Genomic DNA, 18,304 nt, shown 5'->3' with positions numbered 1-18,304 from the left:
CTGAGGTCTCAGCAACTGATTGGGTTCCCAGGTGTTTTCTCAACGAGGCCGTCGCCGTCATAGTCGACGGCCTTTCTGGTTCTGCCGAGTGTGGAAACGATGATAAGCTCGCCGTCACCATTACGATGACAGGTCTTGAACGTTCCATTGGTGCCGGCAGCGTAGCCGATCGGGGAGAATGCGAGGAACGGGCGGTTGTAAGAGGTAAGTACAGTGGGATGATCCAGCGTTACCAGTTTGATCAGATCTGCGCTGGACGAGGGAATACCTGTTCTGTCCTCATCAGCAAAAACGATGAGTTGAATCGGGCGCGATGGGTTGCATTTGTTTTTTTGATCGCTAAGACACATAACCACGCGGTGTCCCCGTTTCACTGATTCTGATCGGGTTAATGAAATCGTCCTTTGAATCAGGTTCGAGGTGGATTCAAGCTGATTTGCGCCAATAACGGAGGCGATTGAGGGCGCTGTAAGCGAAATGACAATCGTTAATATGCTTGTTGAAATCAATAGCTCGAGAAGCGTGAAGCCGCCCTGGGCACGCTGATATATGGCCATGGAATCCCTTCCTTGTTTGGTAAACTGCTCTTCCTGAGCAATAGGTAATTTAAAGAATAAACAGGCTAATGTCGGCAATAAAGGTTTTGTTTTGCCAACTCGATGCTAGAAAACTTACTCCATCCCCAACTTTTTCAATCGATACCGCAGCGCACGAAAACTGATGCCCAGCCGTTTGGCTGCGGCGGTCTTGTTCCAGCGGGTCGCCTCTAGCGCCTTTTCAATGGTCTGCCGTTCGATGGTTTCCAGGTAGCCTTCCAGATCTATTTCACCCTCGGGTACCGAAATAGCCTCTACGTCGGTTGCCTGTGTTGAATTAACGTCCGATGCCGATACCAAAGGCTGCACGCCGTTCCCCAGGTGCAGATCATTCGCATCGATCGTGTCTTCATCGCACAAGGTAAAAGCACGTTCCAGGGCGTTTTCAAGCTCCCGGACGTTGCCGGGGAAGTCGTAGCCCTGCAACCGCTCAAGGGCTTTAGGGGTCAACGTGGCTGGGTCGCACTCATATTCCCGTGCGATCCGTTCGAGGATGTGTTGGGCCAGCAAGGCAATATCATCGACCCGGTCCCGAAGCGGCGGTACCGCAAGCTCAATGACGTTAATGCGGTAAAACAGGTCCTGGCGGAAGTTTCCTTGCTGAACCAGTTCTGGCAGGTTCTTATGGGTGGCACTTAGCACCCGGATATCTACTGGCACTTCCTTGGTGTCACCCACGGGTCTTACAGCTTTTTCCTGAATGGCCCGTAGGAGCTTTACCTGCATGGCAAGTGGCAGGTCTGCCACTTCGTCAAGAAAGAGCGTGCCACCGTTGGCAGAGCGGAACAGGCCGTCCTTGTTTTCAACCGCGCCGGTGAAGCTGCCCTTCTTGTGGCCGAAAAACTCACTTTCCATGAGCTCTGACGGAATAGCGCCGCAGTTGACGGCAATGAAGGGCCCATCCTGGCGGGGGCCCTGAAGATGGATCATCCTGGCAACCAGCTCCTTTCCGCTGCCTGATTCCCCGCTGATGAACACCGGGGCCTGGCTCCTGGCCAGTTTCCGCGTCTGGTTCCGCAGCTTTCGAATCTGGGGGGAATTGCCCAGCAAGAGACCGGGCTCATCGTCGCCATTGTCCTGTTCGGCCTTGGGCTGAGACAGTTTCAGTGCACTGTGTACCAGCTCCCGAAGTCGTGGCAGTTCCACAGGCTTGGAGACAAAATCGAACGCGCCCGCTTTGAGGGATTCAATGGCGGTATCCATATTGCCGTAGGCGGTGATGACAGCAACCGGCGTTGATGATGCGTGCTGCTGAATCCACTGCACAAGCTCGATGCCGTTACCATCAGGCAGGTTCATATCGGTAAGGCAAAGGTGGAAAGTGTGCTCTTCCAGGAGTTTTCGGGCGCTACCCAGATCTGGGGCGGTCAGGGCCTTGATGCCCATACGCGTGAGCGTGATCTCCAGCAGGTCCCGAATATCCGGTTCGTCGTCAACAATCAGCGCAGTGTGAGTAGTCATCGTTGTGTATCAGTTCCAGGTCGTTTACAGACGCTCGATCTCCGCCGGCGCCGGTTCAGATCAGTCGCCCGGGGTGGGCAAAAGTGATGCGGAAACAGCAGCCTGGCTGGTCGTCTTCCACCAGCGAGAGATGGGCCTGATTAGCCTCGCACAGTTCCCGGGCCAGATAAAGGCCGAGGCCGGTTCCGCTCTTGTCGGTGGTGAAAAAGGGTTCGAAAACGGAACCGTGATGCTCCGGGGCAATGCCCGGGCCGACGTCCCGGACCTCAACATAGGCCCGTTCACCATCCACGGTTGCCCCGGCATGGAGTGAAATTCTCCGCTCCCCTGTCTGTTGGTGGCTATAGCGCAGTCCGTTATCACAAAGGTTTACCATGACCTGTTCGATCTGACTCTTGTCGAACCTGGCGAAGGGTACATCCGAATCAACGCTCAGGTTGATCATGGATTGCGCGGATTCTTCATCCTGGGTTTGCAGGTAATCGGCCTTGAATTCCTCAAGCCAGGGCCGGACCTCAATTAGATCGGTATTGGCGGCGCGCCTGCGGGAGAGGTCCAGAACATTTTCAACGATGCCGTTCACCCGCCGGGAGTGGCGGCGGATAATATCCAGCATCTGGTGGTCGCTCTGGTCCAGGTGGGGGGATTCTTCCATGAGCTGCGCCGCATGGCTGATCGCACCCAAGGGGTTGCGTATTTCGTGGGCGATGCCAGCGGTCAGGCGTCCCAGCGAGGCCAGTTTCATTTGCTGTGCCTGCTGGGTAACCTTGCTCATATCCTCGATGAACACGAGTATCTGGTCACCGCGATTCTGGTCCAGTTGCGTGAAGTTGGCTTGAAGAACGGGTGAGGTCTGGAATGGCTGGAATGGCTCGATTCGGCGCGTGGGATCTTTGATCCAGCATTCCAGTCCGAGTTTCAGGGCCTGGGGCAGAACGCGAGGAGTGTCCGGTCGTCCGGTTTCTGAAGATGGTGCGCCAAACAGGAGTTCTTCTGCGGCGGCGTTCACCAGACGAATCTGCCCGTATCGGTCCAGAACCAGGATTCCGGTTCGCATGCGCTGAATAATCTGCTGATTGATCTGTTCGAGTTCTGCGATGCTTTGCGCGCGACTACTGGCAAGCGCTTCGCTACGCATCATGCGCCGGGAAATGTACTGCAGGGCAAATGCTGCTGCGAAGTAGAGAATGCCCAGGGAGCCGGCGCGAACGATGTCATCCCCCGACTCACCCAGGGTCAAAACCGCCCAACCGGAAATGCCGAGTGAACATATGGCGGCAAGTGCAGCGTAGAATGTGCCCAGCCGGCTGGGCGTCAGGATGTTACCTGCAGCAACAGAGACGATGACGAGGTTGGCGAGCCCGTTGGTGATACCGGTGCTGGTGAACAGCAGCCAGTGCATCACCAGGATGTCGAGAAGAATCGAGATGGTTATATGGCGCCGGCTCGGCTTGAAGCCGGCGAAGATAATCATGGCGATGAAGGCATTCAGGCCGAGGTAGCCGGCGACGCCCGCCTGATAGTAGTCCAACAGTCGAAAACGTGTGTCGAAATTAACAGGGTCGACAAACAGTAGCCCCAACAACATCAGACTGACCACTAGGCGATAGTGATTATAAATGCGGAACAGCTTTACCTGCTGCTCGTCTGAAAGTGTTCGTGCGCTGGCATCCATCATTGAAGCTTGCTCTACTGCCATGATTTGTTGGAATCCGCTGGTGGTCGGGAGAAATCCTTGCGCTCGCGGGGTTATAATAGCCTTTTAGAGGCAATGAGTTACAGGAGCCGATTTATGTCCGTGTCCGGGAATGCATCTTCCCCTCAAACTACCCCCAGGAAATTGCGGGTCGTCATGGCCCAGCTCGATTTTTTGGTTGGGGACATCCCCGGGAATACTGACCTGATCATTCAGGCGACCCGGCGGGCGCTTGAGGAACATCAGGCGGATATCGTTGTGTTTCCGGAGTTATGTTTGACCGGGTATCCACCGGAAGATCTGTTGCTACGGCCAAGCCTGGAGGTTCGGGTCCATGAGGCGTTGGAAAGGCTGCGGGAAGAAAAACTTGAGCCTGCCATCGTGATCGGTGCCCCGTTACGCGAAGGTGCGCTCCTGTATAACGCTGCCGTTGTTATCGAAAACGGGGTCGTGACCGGGCGCTACTTCAAACGGTTCCCGCCCAACTACCAGGTCTTTGACGAGAAACGATACTTCGCCGAGGGCCGGGATGTGGTGACTCTGGATATCCAGGGTGTGCCGGTGGGTATTACGGTGTGCGAGGACATCTGGAAGGACGGTCCGGTCGAGGAGGCGGCGGCTGCCGGTGCGCGCCTCATTCTGAATCTGAACGCTTCTCCCTACGACGTCGACAAGCAGGCTCGTCGCAAAGCTCTGCTGGAGCGCAAATCCCGGGAAAATCTTGTGAGTATTGCCTATGTGAACCTGGTCGGAGGGCAGGATGAACTGGTCTTCGACGGCGGCTCCATGGTGTTTGATCACTCGGGTGCGCTTGCGGTTGAAGCACCGCAGTTTCGGGAAGGGTTGTTCCCGGTCGATTTCCTTTGTGAACACCATTGCCAGCCGGTTTCCCGCCCTTTGCCCGAGGAGCCTTCTCTCGAAGCCAACGTTTACAGTGCCCTTGTGACCGGCGTTCGTGACTATGTGAACAAGAACGGCTTTAAATCGGTGGTGCTCGGGCTCTCGGGTGGTATTGATTCCGCCGTTACCCTGGCGGTGGCTGTGGATGCACTTGGCAAGGACCGGGTCAGGGCCGTCATGATGCCGTTCCGGTATACCTCCAGCATGAGCCTCGAGGACGCCGAAGCCGAGGCCGTGGCTTTGGGGGTGCAATACGACGTGTTTTCCATCGAACCCATGTACGACGCCTTTATGGAGACCCTGTCCGGCCCCTTTGAAGGCACCCGTCCGGATACCACGGAGGAAAACCTTCAGGCACGTTTGCGTGGCGTGCTGCTAATGTCTCTCTCCAACAAGTTCGGCTCGCTGGTCCTCACCACGGGCAACAAGAGTGAGATGGCAGTGGGGTATTCAACGCTCTACGGGGACATGGCCGGTGGGTTTGATGTCCTCAAGGATGTTCCCAAGACCCTGGTATTTCGCCTCGCAAGCTATCGAAATACCGTGTCTCCGGTTATCCCGGAGCGCGTCATTACCCGTCCGCCGTCGGCAGAACTGGCCCCGGACCAGAAGGATGAGGACAGCCTGCCGGGCTACGACATCCTTGACCAGATCCTGAATCTATACGTGGAGCGGGACTTCAGTGCCGACGCCATTGTTGAGGAAGGCTTTGATCGCGTCGATGTGGACAGGGTTATCCGTTTGGTGGATATCAACGAGTACAAGCGTCGCCAGGCACCGATTGGCGTCAGAATTACAGAGCGGGGGTTCGGGAAGGATCGCCGCTATCCCATCACCAACGGCTGGAAAAGCGGCAAATGACGGCTATCGGGCGATAGAGCTTACTCGTCGCCCATCAGCCCGAACGTGACGACGCTGGACAGGGATCGGTTCTCGCCCTTCAGCACGTTGGCTACATACTCCCCGTCAGCATTGAACGCTTCGCTGTTGGGGAAGTTGGTACGCAGCAGGGCAATCGCATCCTCGGCGCCTTTCTTGAGATCCAGAAAGCGGTAGGTCTCCGCCAGGATGATCAGCGCCTCTTCAACTACCGGGGAGGTCGGGTAGTTTTCCACCACATAGCGGGCCCGATTGTTGGCAGCGACGTAGGCCTCGCGTTTGATGTAGTAACGTGCGGCGAATACCTCCAGTTGGGCCATGCGGTTGCGGATAGCAATCATGCGCTGGCGGGCATCGGCAATGTACTGGCTGTCCGGATAACGGTTCAGCAATTCGGAGAAGTCCCGGAAGGCCTGGCTTTGCTCACCGGGGTCCCGTGCCGCGACGTCAATGGGGAAATAGCGCGCTGCCAGGCCGATATCCAGGTTGTAGGAAGCGAGGCCGCGCATGTAAAGCGCATAGTCCGCGTGGTCACTCTGGGGGTTAAGCCGCAAAAACCGATCTGCAGCGGCGCGTGCGCCTTCGAGGTCGAGGTTCTGATAGCGGGCGTAGATCAGATCAAGCTGGGCCTGTTCGGCGTAGCGGCCGAACGGGTAGTAGGTCTCGAGAGAGTCCAGATTTTCTTCGGCTTCGTTGAAGTTGCCGGAGGTCATCGCCTCTCGGGCGTTGTCGTAATAGGTTTTCTCCGGCAGTACTTCTTCCTCCCGGTTGGAGGCGCAGGCACTGACCAATACCACCAGTGTGGTCAGTAGGAGTAAACGGACAACTGATCTCATGCCGGAATCCCGTATAATGTCGATAAATTCAGAAGAGGGCCATTGTAGCGGGGAAGACGCCGCATGTGCAGACTGTGCCTCTTGGTTTGAAAAATTCTTTCCGAAACGTAACACACACAGGCCCCGGGGGCTTAATGTCATCTGAGAATCGAATTACCGCCAGCTTTGTCGTACCGCCGGAACTGAGCGACCGAAGGCTGGATCAGGCCGCGGCTGAATTGATGCCCGAGCACTCCCGGTCCCGGTTGCAAACCTGGATCAAAGGTGGCGCCCTGACCGTCAATGGTGAAACCCGCAAGCCTCGGGACAAAGTCATGCTTGACGATCGCCTGGAGCTCGATGCCGAGCCGGAAGCCCAGGTCAGTTGGCAGGCAGAGGAAATTACGCTCGATGTTGTCTATGAAGACGAGCACCTCCTGGTCATCAACAAGCCGGCTGGCCTTGTGGTGCATCCCGCGGCGGGTCACGCCGACGGCACACTGGTGAATGCGTTGCTGAATTATGCGCCGGAGGTGGAAAACCTTCCGCGCGCCGGGATTGTGCATCGCCTCGACAAGGACACGTCCGGGGTAATGGTGGCCGCACGTAGCCTGATTGCGCATACTTCCCTGGTCGATCAACTGCAGACCCGCACCATGGGCCGGGAATACGATGCGGTGGTTGTTGGCACCCTGACGGGCGGCTCAACGGTGGATGCCCCGATTGGCCGGCATCCTCGTGAGCGCAAGAAAATGGCGGTGGTGCCGACCGGTAAGCCTGCCGTCACGCACTACCGATTGGTTGAGCGGTTTGCCGCCCACACCCATATCAGCTGTAAGCTGGAGAGTGGGAGAACGCACCAGATCCGGGTGCATATGGCCCACGTTAAACACCCGTTGGTAGGTGATCCGCTCTACGGTGGCCGCCTGCGCCTTCCCAAAGGCACGACTGAGGAGTTGCGTGAGGCGCTGGCCGCATTCAATCGTCAGGCATTGCACGCCAGGAAGTTAACACTGGAGCACCCGGAAACAGGAGAGATCATGTCATGGGAGGTGCCGCTTCCTGACGATATGGTGCAACTCATGGCGGCCCTGCGAAAGCACGTCAAGGATCTGGAAAGCAGTGAATTCTGAACCCGAGTTGATTCTGCCCGACTGGCCTGCGCCTCAGAACGTTCGAGCTGTCTGTACCACCCGATTGGGTGGCGTCAGCCTGCCCCCCTGGGACTCGCTTAATCTGGGTGTGCATGTGGAGGATGAACCGGGCCATGTGCAGACCAACCGACAACGGGTCGCAGACAGGCTGGGGCTGGCGAGTAACTCTTTTGGCTGGCTGTCCCAGGTGCACGGTACCGAGGTGGCCACACTTCCCGCGGAGGGAGTGCCGGAGGCTGATGGATCAATAACAGATCGGCCCGGGCAGGTCTGCGCCATTCTCACCGCCGATTGCCTGCCGGTGCTTTTTTGCAACCGGTCCGGCACTCGTGTTGCGGCGGCTCATGCAGGCTGGCGCGGGCTCTGTAGCGGCATCCTGGAGAAAGTGGCGGCCGGTTTTGATGAGCCTGCTTCGGAACTCCTGGCATGGTTGGGTCCGGCCATAGGACCGGAACATTTTGAAGTCGGTCCGGAAGTTCGCGAGGCGTTCATCGGTTACGATTCTCGGGCCGCTGGAGCTTTCTCTGAACATGGAGCCCGCCCCGGCCACTTCATGGCAGACATCTATCGCCTGGGCCGACAACGGCTTGAATCGGCCGGCATTGAGGCCGTTTTTTTTAATTCCTTCTGCACTGTTGCTGATTCACGCCGTTTCTATTCCTACCGCCGCGACGGCCAAACCGGCCGGATGGCCAGCCTCATCTGGCTCGAAAGCTGATCCGTTCCTCTCCGGTTGGATGACGCCCGTCAATTTTCTGACAGTTTGAGGGTGTGTCCGCTTGAAGTCCTTCCCTGCGCCCCTACATTTAAGAGCAAAGCAATGTGGATGTTAGTCGAGCCAGACGTTTCACTGACATCCCGGGTATACGAATTGGGGAACAGAACTTATGAGAATTGACAAGCTGACCAGCCGGTTGCAGACCGCTCTTGCGGATGCGCAATCGCTAGCGGTAGGCAAAGACCACAACTTGATCGAGCCGGTGCACCTCATGCAGGCCCTCCTGGATCAGGAGGGGAGTTCCATCAAGCCGCTGTTGAAGCAGGCCGGGGCGGAACCAGGGCGTATCCGCCAAGCCATCGCGCGGGAAATTGAGCACCTTCCGGAAGTTCAGGGTTCAGCAGGCGATGTGTCCATGTCCAACGACATGGGACGCCTGTTCAATATTGCCGACAAGCTGGCGCAGAAGCGACAGGACCAGTTTATTTCCAGCGAATTGCTGTTGCTGGCGGCCCTGGAAGACCGGGGCACTCTCGGTCGCGTGCTCCGGGAGCAGGGCGTGGACAAGGCGGCCCTGGAAAAGGCGATTGATGAGGTTCGGGGCGGTGAAGCCGTGAATGACGCGGGCGCCGAAGAAAACCGGCAGGCGCTGGACAAGTACACCATTGATCTCACCGAGCGGGCCGAGGCGGGCAAGCTCGATCCGGTTATCGGTCGGGACGACGAGATCCGCCGCACCATCCAGGTGTTACAGCGTCGCCGCAAGAATAACCCGGTTCTGATTGGTGAGCCCGGTGTCGGTAAGACTGCGATTGTCGAGGGGCTTGCTCAGCGCATCGTGAACGGCGAGGTTCCTGATGGCCTGAAAGACAAGAAAGTGCTTTCTCTTGATATGGGCGCGCTGATTGCCGGGGCCAAATTCCGGGGTGAATTCGAGGAACGCCTCAAGGCGGTCCTGAATGAACTGTCCAAGCAGGAAGGCCAGATCATCCTGTTTATTGATGAGATCCACACCATGGTGGGCGCCGGTAAAGCTGAGGGCTCCATGGATGCGGGCAATATGCTCAAACCGGCGCTCGCCCGCGGTGAGCTGCATTGTGTCGGTGCGACCACGCTGGATGAATACCGGGAGAACATCGAGAAGGATGCGGCGCTTGAGCGTCGGTTCCAGAAGGTGCTGGTGAGTGAGCCGAATGAAGAGGACACCATTGCCATCCTCCGGGGCCTGAAGGAACGCTATGAAGTGCATCACGGTGTTGAAGTTACCGACGGCGCCATCATTGCGGCGGCCAAGCTCTCACACCGCTACATTGCCGATCGGCAGTTGCCGGATAAGGCGATTGATCTGGTGGACGAGGCGGCCAGTCAGATCCGGATGGAAATGGACTCCAAGCCGGAGCCCCTGGATCGCCTGGAGCGCCGCCTGATTCAGCTCAAGATCGAGCGGGAGGCGCTCAAGAAGGAAACCGATGACGCTTCGAAAAAGCGGCTTGAGGAATTATCGAGTGTGATTACCGGTGTTGAGCGGGAGTACGCCGATCTGGAAGAGGTCTGGAATACCGAGAAAGCCGCTCTGCATGGCTCCCAGAAGATCAAGAGTCAGCTGGAGCAGGCTCGTATTGATCTTGAGAACGCCCGCCGTGGAGGTGACCTGGGCAAGATGTCTGAGCTTCAGTATGGCCAGATTCCGGAGCTCGAGCGTCAGCTCGACATGGCCAGCCAAGCCGAGATGATGGAGATGAAGCTGCTGCGCAACCGGGTCACCGACGAGGAAATCGCCGAGATTGTGTCCAAGTGGACGGGGATCCCTGTTTCCAAGATGCTCGAAGGTGAACGGGACAAGCTGATGCGCATGGAGGAGGCCCTGCATCACCGCGTCATTGGGCAGGATGAGGCCGTTGAAGCGGTATCCAACGCCGTGCGCCGCTCCCGGGCCGGACTGTCCGATCCCCACCGTCCGAACGGGTCCTTCCTGTTCCTCGGGCCGACAGGGGTCGGCAAGACCGAGCTCTGCAAATCGCTGGCATCGTTTCTGTTCGATACCGAAGAGGCCATGGTCCGTATCGACATGTCCGAGTTCATGGAGAAGCATTCCGTTGCCCGGCTGATCGGTGCGCCTCCCGGTTATGTCGGTTATGAGGAGGGCGGTTACCTGACCGAGGCCGTGCGCCGTCGACCATACTCGGTATTACTTCTGGACGAGGTGGAAAAGGCTCACCCGGATGTCTTCAACATCCTTCTGCAGGTGCTTGAGGACGGGCGTCTGACCGATGGGCAAGGGCGCACGGTTGACTTCCGTAACACGGTGATCGTGATGACCTCGAACCTGGGCTCGGACATCATCCAGCAAAAGGCGGGTGAGGAGAACTACGAATCCATGAAAAGCGCGGTGATGGAAGTTGTGGGTACGCACTTCCGTCCGGAGTTCATCAACCGTGTGGATGAGGTGGTGGTCTTCCATCCACTGGCGGAAAATCAGATCCAGGGTATCGCTCGGATTCAGATCGACGCTCTGAGCAAGCGATTAAAGGAACAGGACATGAAGCTGGAGCTTGACGAGGCAGCCATGGAGTTCCTCGCGGAGGTTGGTTACGACCCGGTGTACGGAGCTCGCCCGCTGAAACGCGCTATCCAGCGGATGATCGAAAATCCGTTGGCTCAGCGGTTGTTGCAGGGAGAGTTTGTTTCCGGTGACACGATTCGCGGAACCGTCAAGGATCACAAACTCGAGTTCTCGAAGGCATAATGCAAGCGGCGGAGCATTGGATTACCGATGCTCCGCCGCGATTTCAGCTTGGACTTACTGTGCCGCCTGAGTCTTCTCGGGGCCGCAATTCTCGTCTGCGATTTCCTGGAATTTCTGTCGCTGGTCCGCAATTTCCTGCGGTTTCAGGTAGCGTTGCTCGCCATTATCCTGAACACGAATACGCGCGTTGCTATCGATGATCTCCAGGTTCGAACGAGCTGTCTCGCAGTTTGCCGCACGCTGTTTTTTGCGGGCCTCCTGTTCAGCCGCCTCCCGGCCTGCGACCGCTTCGTTCTCCTGTTCTTTCTGCATGTCGCCCAAGCGCTCTTGCGGGCTTGCTTTATTGCTGGCAGCCTTTGTCGCGGTGCCAGAGCGCACGTTTACTCTTTCCGATTGTTTCCCGGTAGGTTGCCGATCCCCAAAGTGAGTTACCCCGTTTTCGTCGGTCCATTTGTAGACAGAGGCGCTCATAGAAACACCTGGTACAACGGCCAATAACAAGGTCAGCGTCAGGATTTTTTTGTTCATGGGTCTACTCATAATGTGGTCACTGCTCCCGGAACAGGCTAAAACCTGGAAAACCGGGCCCGTCTTTCTATTGCTGAATGGCTATCATGCCATCCATATCGTCTTTTTTCTTCTGTCTGGTTCAAAACTCTGTTCCGGAATCGGTCGAAGTATGGCAGACCTTTGTCGATTAAGGCGTTATAAAGCCATGACGGCTATTGACAGGGAGTTTCGCGCTGTCAGAATTACCGATTGCCTGAAGACTGGGGTCAATACGGCAGGCAATCCCGAGCGAGTATCCCCCATTAATTACCACACTGAACGCCCCGCGGTTCTGTCGCGGGATGGTTGTTGCTTACGTGCAACCCGTTGATTGGCCGTTCTCCGCAACCCTCAGGAGGCGGCTGGCCAGGAGACAACCTCTCAAAAAGTGTGGAGGAGCAGCCGGTTCCGCTTTCACAAGAAGCAAGGAAACCGTGAATCCAGGCAACCGGGCGTGGTCCCGGCTCATTCACTCGTAGAAGAGGGTAGAAAATCGTGGAGTTATTGTCTGGTGCCGATATGCTTATTCGCTCCCTGCAGGATGAAGGGATCGAGTACATCTACGGCTATCCGGGTGGTGCAGCCCTTCATATTTATGATGCGCTGTTCAGGCAGGACAAAGTCAAACACATTCTGGTAAGGCACGAGCAGGCTGCGGTCCACATGGCCGACGGTTATGCACGGGCAACCGGAAAGCCGGGCACCGTCCTGGTGACCTCGGGTCCTGGAGCCACCAACACTATTACCGGCATCGCCACGGCCTTCATGGATTCCATTCCCATGGTGGTCCTGTGTGGTCAGGTTGCATCCACTCTGATTGGCGAAGACGCGTTCCAGGAAACCGACATGATCGGTGTCTCGCGCCCGGTGGTGAAGCACAATCTCAGTGTGCGTCATCCGGAGGAAATTCCCGAGGTGGTTCGCAAGGCCTATTACATTGCCGCGACTGGTCGCCCCGGTCCGGTCGTCGTTGATATCCCCAAGGATATGACTACGCCGAACGAGCGGTATGAGTATTCCTACCCGAAGAAGGTAAAGTTGCGTTCGTACAACCCCGCGATTCGTGGCCATGCCGGCCAGATCAAGAAGGCGGTAGATATGATGCTGGCGGCGCGCCGTCCCATCATCTACGCTGGCGGTGGTGTGGTGCTTGGCAAGGCGTCCGATCAGCTGACGGAGTTGGTTCGTACCCTGGGATACCCGATCACTAATACTCTCATGGGGATTGGCTGTTACCCGGCCAGTGACAAGCAACATCTGGGCTGGCTTGGCATGCACGGCACCTACGAAGCCAATATGGCAATGCACCATTCGGACTTGATTCTCTGTGTCGGCGCCCGTTTTGATGACCGTGTGACGAACGCGACCGAGAAGTTCTGTCCCGGTGCACGCATCATCCACATTGATATTGACCCTGCCTCCATCTCAAAAACCGTTGATGCCGACGTGCCCATCGTGGGGCCGGTTGATGCCGTGCTGAAGGAAATGCTTTCTCTGGTAAAGGAAAGCAATGAAAAGCCGGATGCGGACGCGCTGGGTTCCTGGTGGAAACAGATCGACGAATGGCGGGCTTTCCACGGCATGCGTTACGAAACCAGTGACGACGTCATCAAGCCCCAGGAAGTGATCGAAATGCTGTGCCGGCTGACCAATGGTGAAGCCTTCGTGACCTCCGACGTCGGCCAGCACCAGATGTTTGCGGCTCAGTACTACAAGTTCGACAAGCCCAATCGCTGGATCAACTCCGGTGGTCTGGGAACCATGGGGTTTGGCTTGCCGGCCGCCATGGGGGTCAAACTGACTCACCCGGACGACGAAGTGCTGTGTATCACGGGTGAAGGCAGTATCCAGATGAATATTCAGGAGCTGTCTACCTGCAAGCAGTACAACTTGCCGGTGAAAATCATCAACCTGAACAACCAGGCGCTTGGCATGGTCAAGCAGTGGCAGGACATGAACTATGAGTCCCGTCATTCCCAGTCCTACATGGAATCCCTGCCGGATTTCGTAAAGCTGGCGGAAGCTTATGGCCATAAGGGCGTCCTGATCGACAAGAAGGCGGATCTGGAAGCCAAGCTGAAAGAAGTGCTGGCAATGAAAGACGAGCTGGTGTTCGTGGATATCTATGTTGATCGCTTTGAGCACGTCTATCCGATGCAAGTCGCCCGTGGCTCTATGAAAGACATGTGGCTCAGCAAGACGGAGAGGGTGTGATCATGCGTCGAATCATTTCTGTTTTGCTAGAAAACGAACCCGGTGCACTGTCCCGAGTTGTCGGGCTGTTCTCCCAGCGTAACTACAACATCGAAACGCTCACCGTGGCGCCGACCGAAGACGAGACCTTGTCCCGTCTCACGGTAACCACCACAGGGTCCGACAAGGTCATCGAGCAGATTACCAAGCAGCTGAACAAGCTGATTGAGGTGGTCAAGCTGGTGGACCTGACCGAAGGTTCGCACATTGAGCGGGAATTGATGTTGGTGAAGCTCAAGGCGACCGGGTCCCAGAGGGCCGAGATCAAGCGTACCGTGGATATTTTTCGTGGCCAGATCGTCGACGTCACCAGTTCGGTCTATACCGTCCAGCTGGCGGGTGACAGCGAAAAGCTCGACGGATTCATTCAGGCAGTGGGTACTTCCGGTGTGCTGGAAGTCGTGCGTACCGGTGTCTCCGGTATAGCTCGCGGCGAGAAAGTGCTCAGTCTGTAGCGGTCAATCACAAAGTTCGAACATCATGGCCCCGCAGGGTCATCACAAATAATAGAGGTTTGTCATGCAGGTTTATTACGATAAGGATTGCGATCTTTCCATCATCCAGGGCAAAAAAGTTGCCGTGATCGGTTTCGGTTCCCAGGGCCATGCGCACGCATGCAACCTGAAAGAGTCCGGCGTTGACGTAACCGTGGGCCTGCGCCCGGGTTCATCCTCCATCGCCAAGGCAGAAGCCTATGGCCTGAAGACCAGTGACGTTCCATCTGCCGTTGCCGCGGCGGACGTGGTCATGGTCCTGACTCCGGATGAGTTCCAGGCCCAGCTGTATAAGGCCGAGATCGAGCCGAACCTGAAGCAGGGCGCCACCCTGGCGTTCGCCCACGGCTTTGCCATCCATTACAACCAGATTGTTCCGCGCAAGGATCTGGACGTCATCATGGTCGCGCCGAAGGCGCCGGGCCACACCGTTCGCACCGAGTTTGCCAACGGCGGCGGTATCCCTGACCTGATCGCGATCTTCCAGGACGCCTCCGGTAACGCCAAGAACGTGTCACTCTCCTATGCCAGTGGTATCGGCGGTGGTCGCACGGGCATCATCGAAACCACGTTCAAGGATGAGACTGAAACTGATCTGTTCGGCGAGCAGGCTGTTCTCTGTGGTGGTGCAGTTGAGTTGGTGAAAGCCGGCTTCGAAACCCTGACCGAAGCAGGATACGCGCCGGAAATGGCTTACTTCGAGTGTCTGCATGAGCTGAAGCTGATCGTTGACCTGATGTACGAAGGCGGCATTGCCAACATGAACTACTCCATCTCCAACAACGCGGAGTATGGTGAGTACGTGACCGGACCGGAAGTGATCAACGAGCAATCTCGCGAAGCCATGCGTAATGCATTGAAGCGCATCCAGAGCGGTGAATACGCCAAGATGTTCATCTCCGAGGGCTCGCTCAACTATCCGTCCATGACCGCGCGTCGTCGCCAGAATGCGGCGCACGATATTGAAACCGTGGGTGAAAAGCTGCGCGGTATGATGCCGTGGATTTCCGCGAACAAGATCGTGGATAAAGACAAGAACTGATCGGATTTCCGACTGGTTCTGAAAAACGCGGCCCGGGTGGCCGCGTTTTTCGTATATACTCCGCCCAAATGCTTTCCGGAGTTATGGGAATGACTGACGAAAAGAAATCTGCCGATTTAGAGGCTTCGAGCGATTCATCGGAGCATGGCCAAAAGCAGGCTTCCGAATACGAAATCGAAGCCGGTGAAGTTGTCGAGGAAGAATTGGTTGAGGGGGCGCCGGTGCGCCGCAAGGGTATCTACCTGCTGCCCAATGCCCTGACCACCGCATCCCTGTTCTCGGGGTTCTATGCCATCGTGTCTGCGGCCAACGGCGTGTTTGATAATGCCGCCATTGCCATTTTCGTGTCCATGATTCTTGATGGGCTTGACGGTCGCGTTGCCCGGATGACCAACACGCAAAGTAAATTTGGCGAAGAATACGATTCCTTGGCCGATATGGTCGCGTTTGGTGTGGCTCCCGGCCTGGTGGCCTTCTTCTGGTCGCTGAACGGCCTTGGCAAGGTTGGCTGGGCCATCACTTTTATCTATGTGGCCGGCGCGGCGTTGCGACTCGCCCGTTTTAATGTCCAGATTGGCTCGATCGACAAAAAGTACTTTGTCGGTTTGCCCAGTCCTGCTGCCGCGGCCTGTGTTGCTGGTCTGGTTTGGTGTTTTCACCAGTTCGGGCCGGCCTCGTGGCTGACCCTGCTGACCATCGTGGTGGTCGGCGGTACCGGGGTGATGATGGTCAGCAACATCCTCTATCGCAGTTTCAAGGATCTGGATATGCGTGGCCGCGTTCCCTTTGCCGCAATATTGCTGGTGGTGCTGATCTTCGTAGTGATCGCTCTTGATCCGGCAACCGTATTATTCAGTGGATTTCTGATCTACGCGTTGTCCGGACCCGTTCGTGCTTTGTTCAGAAGAAAGCCCCGCCGTACCCCGGGCACTTCGGCCTAGGTACGTGAACCCCGGGTCCCTTGTGGCCCGGGAATTTCCCGCGAAACTTCCGGTCAATCATCCCACTGAAACGAAGCTTGGTGGCTGACAACGGAGAGTTTCGATGCTGATCAAAAAACGCCCCTCCTGGGTGCTTCCCCATTCCCTCGTCACACCGGAACGTGTTTTTCTCAATCGTCGCCGTTTCATGGCTGGAGCGGTCGCGGGTGCGGCCAGTCTCACGTTACCTGGTTTGCTAACGGCTGCCGAGCTACCGGTACAGGGGCAATCCCTGGACTTCTCCGGTGCGCCCGGGTTCTCGACCGATGAGGAGAAGACTCCGTACGAGGACGTCGTTCGTTATAACAACTTCTATGAGTTTGGCACCGGGAAGGAGGATCCTGCCCGTTACGCCGAGGAGATGACCGTTGATCCCTGGTCCATTGCCGTGGAAGGGGAATGCGAAAAACCGGGCGTCTATGCGCTCGAAGATGTGCTGAAGCCCCACCAGTACGAGGAGCGTGTATACCGACTGCGCTGTGTCGAGGCGTGGTCGATGGTGATCCCCTGGGTGGGCGTTCCGCTGGCTGAGGTGCTGAAACGCTTCGAGCCTGGTTCGAAGGCCAAGTACGTCTATTTTGAAACCCTGCATGATCCGGAGCAAATGCGGGCGCAGAGGTCCATGTTCAGTACCATTGACTGGCCCTACCAGGAAGGGTTGCGAGTGGATGAGGCCATGAACGAATTAAGCTTTTTGGCGGTCGGCCTTTACGGAAAAACCATGCCAAAGCAGAACGGCGCTCCGATTAGATTGGTGGTCCCCTGGAAGTATGGTTTCAAGAGCATCAAATCGATCGTGAAAATCCGTTTTCAGGAAGAGCGGCCCAAAACCACATGGGAAATGATTGCGCCTCAGGAATACGGGTTTTACGCCAATGTGAATCCGGAGGTGGACCATCCGCGTTGGAGTCAGAAGCGAGAGCGGCGCCTTCCGTCTGGACTGCTCTCTCCAAACTGGGTTGAAACAGAGAAGTTCAATGGTTACGGCGACCAGGTCGCGCACCTGTACAAGGGAATGGACCTTCGGAAGTTTTATTGATGGTGGGGATTGATTGGCGTCGAAACCCGGCTTTTTTGTTGCTTTTCCGGGTGTCTGCAGTGGTGCTGGCGTCGGCACCGCTCGTGGTTTTGATTTGGACCCTGTTAGACGGCGGGTTAGGGCCGGATCCCGGGCAGGCCATAACCGAGTCGTTGGGCCTCGCGGCTTTCCAGCTGCTGCTTGCGACTCTTTGCATGACGCCACTTAGCCGTTGGAGCGGCTGGAGTGGCTGGCTTCGAATCCGGCGAATGCTTGGTTTGTTCGCATTCTTCTATGCCAGTTTGCACGTCCTTGCGTTCCTCCAGTTTATTGTCGGATGGTTTGACCTGTGGGCAACCTTCACCAAGCGGCCCTACATCATGGCCGGTGCCGTGGCGTTTTTGTGTCTCGTGCCGCTCGCTGTGACCTCTACCAGGGGAATGGTACGACGGCTGGGTGGTGCTCGTTGGAAACGACTGCACCGTTTGATCTATCTGGCAGTGGTTGTCGCCTGGGTTCATTTTGTCTGGCAGGCCAGAAGCGACATTGGTGAGATGGTCTATTATGCCGTTATTGTCATCTGGCTGCTTGCGCTCCGTTGGCAGTGGTCGGGTTGGGCAGCTCTGCTTCCTTTCAAGAGGTAGTATTTCGTTCAGAAATTAACCAGAATGGCGGTGCGGGCGGGGTGTTTATAGGTGGAAACCGCTACTTTCGGGAATTAATTCGAAAACCGCGTTGACAGTTTTTCTAACGCCTGTAGAATGCGCACCACTTCTGAGGAACAAGCCACTGACACAACGGCAAGCCATGGAAGTAACCGTTTGAAAGTATTGAAGAAATTGAGTTTCAGGATTCTTCAGAAAGCGGTTGACAGGGAAGCGGTTCAGTGTAGAATGCGCCCCTCGCAACAAGCAGTAAGCCGGTACATTTTTCGGCGCTTTCCGGAGACGGAAAACAGAGAAAAATAACGGTTGACAAGGTGGCGGTTCGATGTAGAATACGC

The 18,304-nt window shown here is 56.6% G+C and carries 16 protein-coding genes; 10 read left to right on the top strand and 6 right to left on the bottom strand.

Going from position 1 to position 18,304, the window contains the following annotated elements:
- Positions 1 to 8: 8 nt before the first annotated feature.
- The 3 genes from KZO34_RS17165 to KZO34_RS17155 all read right to left on the bottom strand — a co-directional run bounded on the left by KZO34_RS17165 (position 9) and on the right by KZO34_RS17155 (position 3,756).
- A complete protein-coding gene (locus KZO34_RS17165; RefSeq protein WP_219478093.1) occupies positions 9 to 557 on the bottom strand; it encodes a GspH/FimT family pseudopilin in 549 nt (182 codons plus the stop codon).
- A gap of 114 nt (positions 558 to 671) precedes the next feature.
- A complete protein-coding gene (locus KZO34_RS17160; protein WP_219478092.1) occupies positions 672 to 2,057 on the bottom strand; it encodes a sigma-54-dependent transcriptional regulator in 1,386 nt (461 codons plus the stop codon).
- Positions 2,058 to 2,112: 55 nt separating this feature from the next.
- The gene (locus KZO34_RS17155; protein ID WP_219478091.1) at positions 2,113 to 3,756 is read right to left on the bottom strand and encodes a sensor histidine kinase; all 1,644 of its coding nucleotides are present in this window, start codon (positions 3,754 to 3,756) and stop codon (positions 2,113 to 2,115) included.
- Positions 3,757 to 3,849: 93 nt separating this feature from the next.
- Between KZO34_RS17155 and KZO34_RS17150 the strand changes: the two genes are divergently transcribed.
- Entirely contained in the window at positions 3,850 to 5,514 is a 1,665-nt protein-coding gene (locus KZO34_RS17150; RefSeq protein WP_219478090.1) for an NAD+ synthase, read from the top strand.
- A 20-nt stretch (positions 5,515 to 5,534) separates the two neighbouring features.
- Here the strand turns inward: KZO34_RS17150 and KZO34_RS17145 are convergent, their stop codons facing one another.
- Positions 5,535 to 6,368, bottom strand: coding sequence for an outer membrane protein assembly factor BamD (locus KZO34_RS17145; protein WP_219478089.1), 834 nt, complete (start codon positions 6,366 to 6,368; stop codon positions 5,535 to 5,537).
- A 134-nt stretch (positions 6,369 to 6,502) separates the two neighbouring features.
- Between KZO34_RS17145 and rluD the strand changes: the two genes are divergently transcribed.
- From rluD to clpB, 3 genes are all read left to right on the top strand, one after another.
- The gene (gene rluD, locus KZO34_RS17140) at positions 6,503 to 7,480 is read left to right on the top strand and encodes a 23S rRNA pseudouridine(1911/1915/1917) synthase RluD (RefSeq protein ID WP_219478088.1); all 978 of its coding nucleotides are present in this window, start codon (positions 6,503 to 6,505) and stop codon (positions 7,478 to 7,480) included.
- Entirely contained in the window at positions 7,470 to 8,219 is a 750-nt protein-coding gene (gene pgeF / locus KZO34_RS17135) for a peptidoglycan editing factor PgeF (protein WP_219478087.1), read from the top strand. Before rluD ends, pgeF begins: the two co-directional genes overlap by 11 nt.
- 169 nt (positions 8,220 to 8,388) lie before the next feature.
- Entirely contained in the window at positions 8,389 to 10,965 is a 2,577-nt protein-coding gene (gene clpB / locus KZO34_RS17130) for an ATP-dependent chaperone ClpB (RefSeq protein WP_219478086.1), read from the top strand.
- Positions 10,966 to 11,019: 54 nt separating this feature from the next.
- Here clpB and KZO34_RS17125 read toward each other — a convergent pair whose 3' ends face one another.
- On the bottom strand, positions 11,020 to 11,493 hold the full coding sequence (locus KZO34_RS17125) for a DUF4124 domain-containing protein (RefSeq protein WP_219478085.1): 474 nt from the start codon (positions 11,491 to 11,493) through the stop codon (positions 11,020 to 11,022).
- Positions 11,494 to 12,009: 516 nt separating this feature from the next.
- Here KZO34_RS17125 and KZO34_RS17120 point away from each other — a divergent pair.
- The 6 genes from KZO34_RS17120 to KZO34_RS17095 all read left to right on the top strand — a co-directional run bounded on the left by KZO34_RS17120 (position 12,010) and on the right by KZO34_RS17095 (position 17,945).
- On the top strand, positions 12,010 to 13,728 hold the full coding sequence (locus KZO34_RS17120) for an acetolactate synthase 3 large subunit (RefSeq protein WP_219478084.1): 1,719 nt from the start codon (positions 12,010 to 12,012) through the stop codon (positions 13,726 to 13,728).
- Between the two features lie 2 nt (positions 13,729 to 13,730).
- A complete protein-coding gene (gene ilvN / locus KZO34_RS17115; RefSeq protein ID WP_070970156.1) occupies positions 13,731 to 14,222 on the top strand; it encodes an acetolactate synthase small subunit in 492 nt (163 codons plus the stop codon).
- A gap of 64 nt (positions 14,223 to 14,286) precedes the next feature.
- Positions 14,287 to 15,303: a ketol-acid reductoisomerase gene (gene ilvC / locus KZO34_RS17110; protein ID WP_219478083.1), complete on the top strand. Its 1,017-nt coding sequence runs from the start codon at positions 14,287 to 14,289 to the stop codon at positions 15,301 to 15,303.
- A gap of 89 nt (positions 15,304 to 15,392) precedes the next feature.
- Entirely contained in the window at positions 15,393 to 16,244 is an 852-nt protein-coding gene (gene pssA, locus KZO34_RS17105; RefSeq protein ID WP_219478082.1) for a CDP-diacylglycerol--serine O-phosphatidyltransferase, read from the top strand.
- 103 nt (positions 16,245 to 16,347) lie between these two features.
- A complete protein-coding gene (msrP, locus tag KZO34_RS17100; RefSeq protein WP_219478081.1) occupies positions 16,348 to 17,322 on the top strand; it encodes a protein-methionine-sulfoxide reductase catalytic subunit MsrP in 975 nt (324 codons plus the stop codon).
- A complete protein-coding gene (locus KZO34_RS17095; protein WP_219478080.1) occupies positions 17,322 to 17,945 on the top strand; it encodes a protein-methionine-sulfoxide reductase heme-binding subunit MsrQ in 624 nt (207 codons plus the stop codon). Before msrP ends, KZO34_RS17095 begins: the two co-directional genes overlap by 1 nt.
- A gap of 45 nt (positions 17,946 to 17,990) precedes the next feature.
- On the opposite strand, the gene KZO34_RS17090 is transcribed toward KZO34_RS17095, so the two are convergent.
- A partial coding sequence (locus KZO34_RS17090; protein WP_219478079.1) for a hypothetical protein occupies positions 17,991 to 18,304 on the bottom strand: 314 nt, incomplete at its 5' end.

The sequence above is a fragment of the Marinobacter sp. F4206 genome, from assembly GCF_019392195.1.
Taxonomy (GTDB): Bacteria; Pseudomonadota; Gammaproteobacteria; order Pseudomonadales; family Oleiphilaceae; genus Marinobacter.
This window is presented reverse-complemented; position numbering and strand designations above follow the sequence as displayed.

Excerpts from the sequence above, each read along its gene's own strand:
- pssA (WP_219478082.1), top strand. The coding sequence starts at position 15,393 with ATGACTGACGAAAAGAAATCTGCCGATTTAGAGGCTTCGAGCGATTCA.
- KZO34_RS17095 (WP_219478080.1), top strand. The coding sequence starts at position 17,322 with ATGGTGGGGATTGATTGGCGTCGAAACCCGGCTTTTTTGTTGCTTTTC.
- ilvN (WP_070970156.1), top strand. The coding sequence starts at position 13,731 with ATGCGTCGAATCATTTCTGTTTTGCTAGAAAACGAACCCGGTGCACTG.
- ilvC (WP_219478083.1), top strand. The coding sequence starts at position 14,287 with ATGCAGGTTTATTACGATAAGGATTGCGATCTTTCCATCATCCAGGGC.
- rluD (WP_219478088.1), top strand. The coding sequence starts at position 6,503 with ATGTCATCTGAGAATCGAATTACCGCCAGCTTTGTCGTACCGCCGGAA.
- KZO34_RS17165 (WP_219478093.1), bottom strand. The coding sequence starts at position 557 with ATGGCCATATATCAGCGTGCCCAGGGCGGCTTCACGCTTCTCGAGCTA.
- msrP (WP_219478081.1), top strand. The coding sequence starts at position 16,348 with ATGCTGATCAAAAAACGCCCCTCCTGGGTGCTTCCCCATTCCCTCGTC.
- clpB (WP_219478086.1), top strand. The coding sequence starts at position 8,389 with ATGAGAATTGACAAGCTGACCAGCCGGTTGCAGACCGCTCTTGCGGAT.
- KZO34_RS17160 (WP_219478092.1), bottom strand. The coding sequence starts at position 2,057 with ATGACTACTCACACTGCGCTGATTGTTGACGACGAACCGGATATTCGG.
- KZO34_RS17125 (WP_219478085.1), bottom strand. The coding sequence starts at position 11,493 with ATGAACAAAAAAATCCTGACGCTGACCTTGTTATTGGCCGTTGTACCA.
- KZO34_RS17155 (WP_219478091.1), bottom strand. The coding sequence starts at position 3,756 with ATGGCAGTAGAGCAAGCTTCAATGATGGATGCCAGCGCACGAACACTT.
- KZO34_RS17145 (WP_219478089.1), bottom strand. The coding sequence starts at position 6,368 with ATGAGATCAGTTGTCCGTTTACTCCTACTGACCACACTGGTGGTATTG.
- KZO34_RS17150 (WP_219478090.1), top strand. The coding sequence starts at position 3,850 with ATGTCCGTGTCCGGGAATGCATCTTCCCCTCAAACTACCCCCAGGAAA.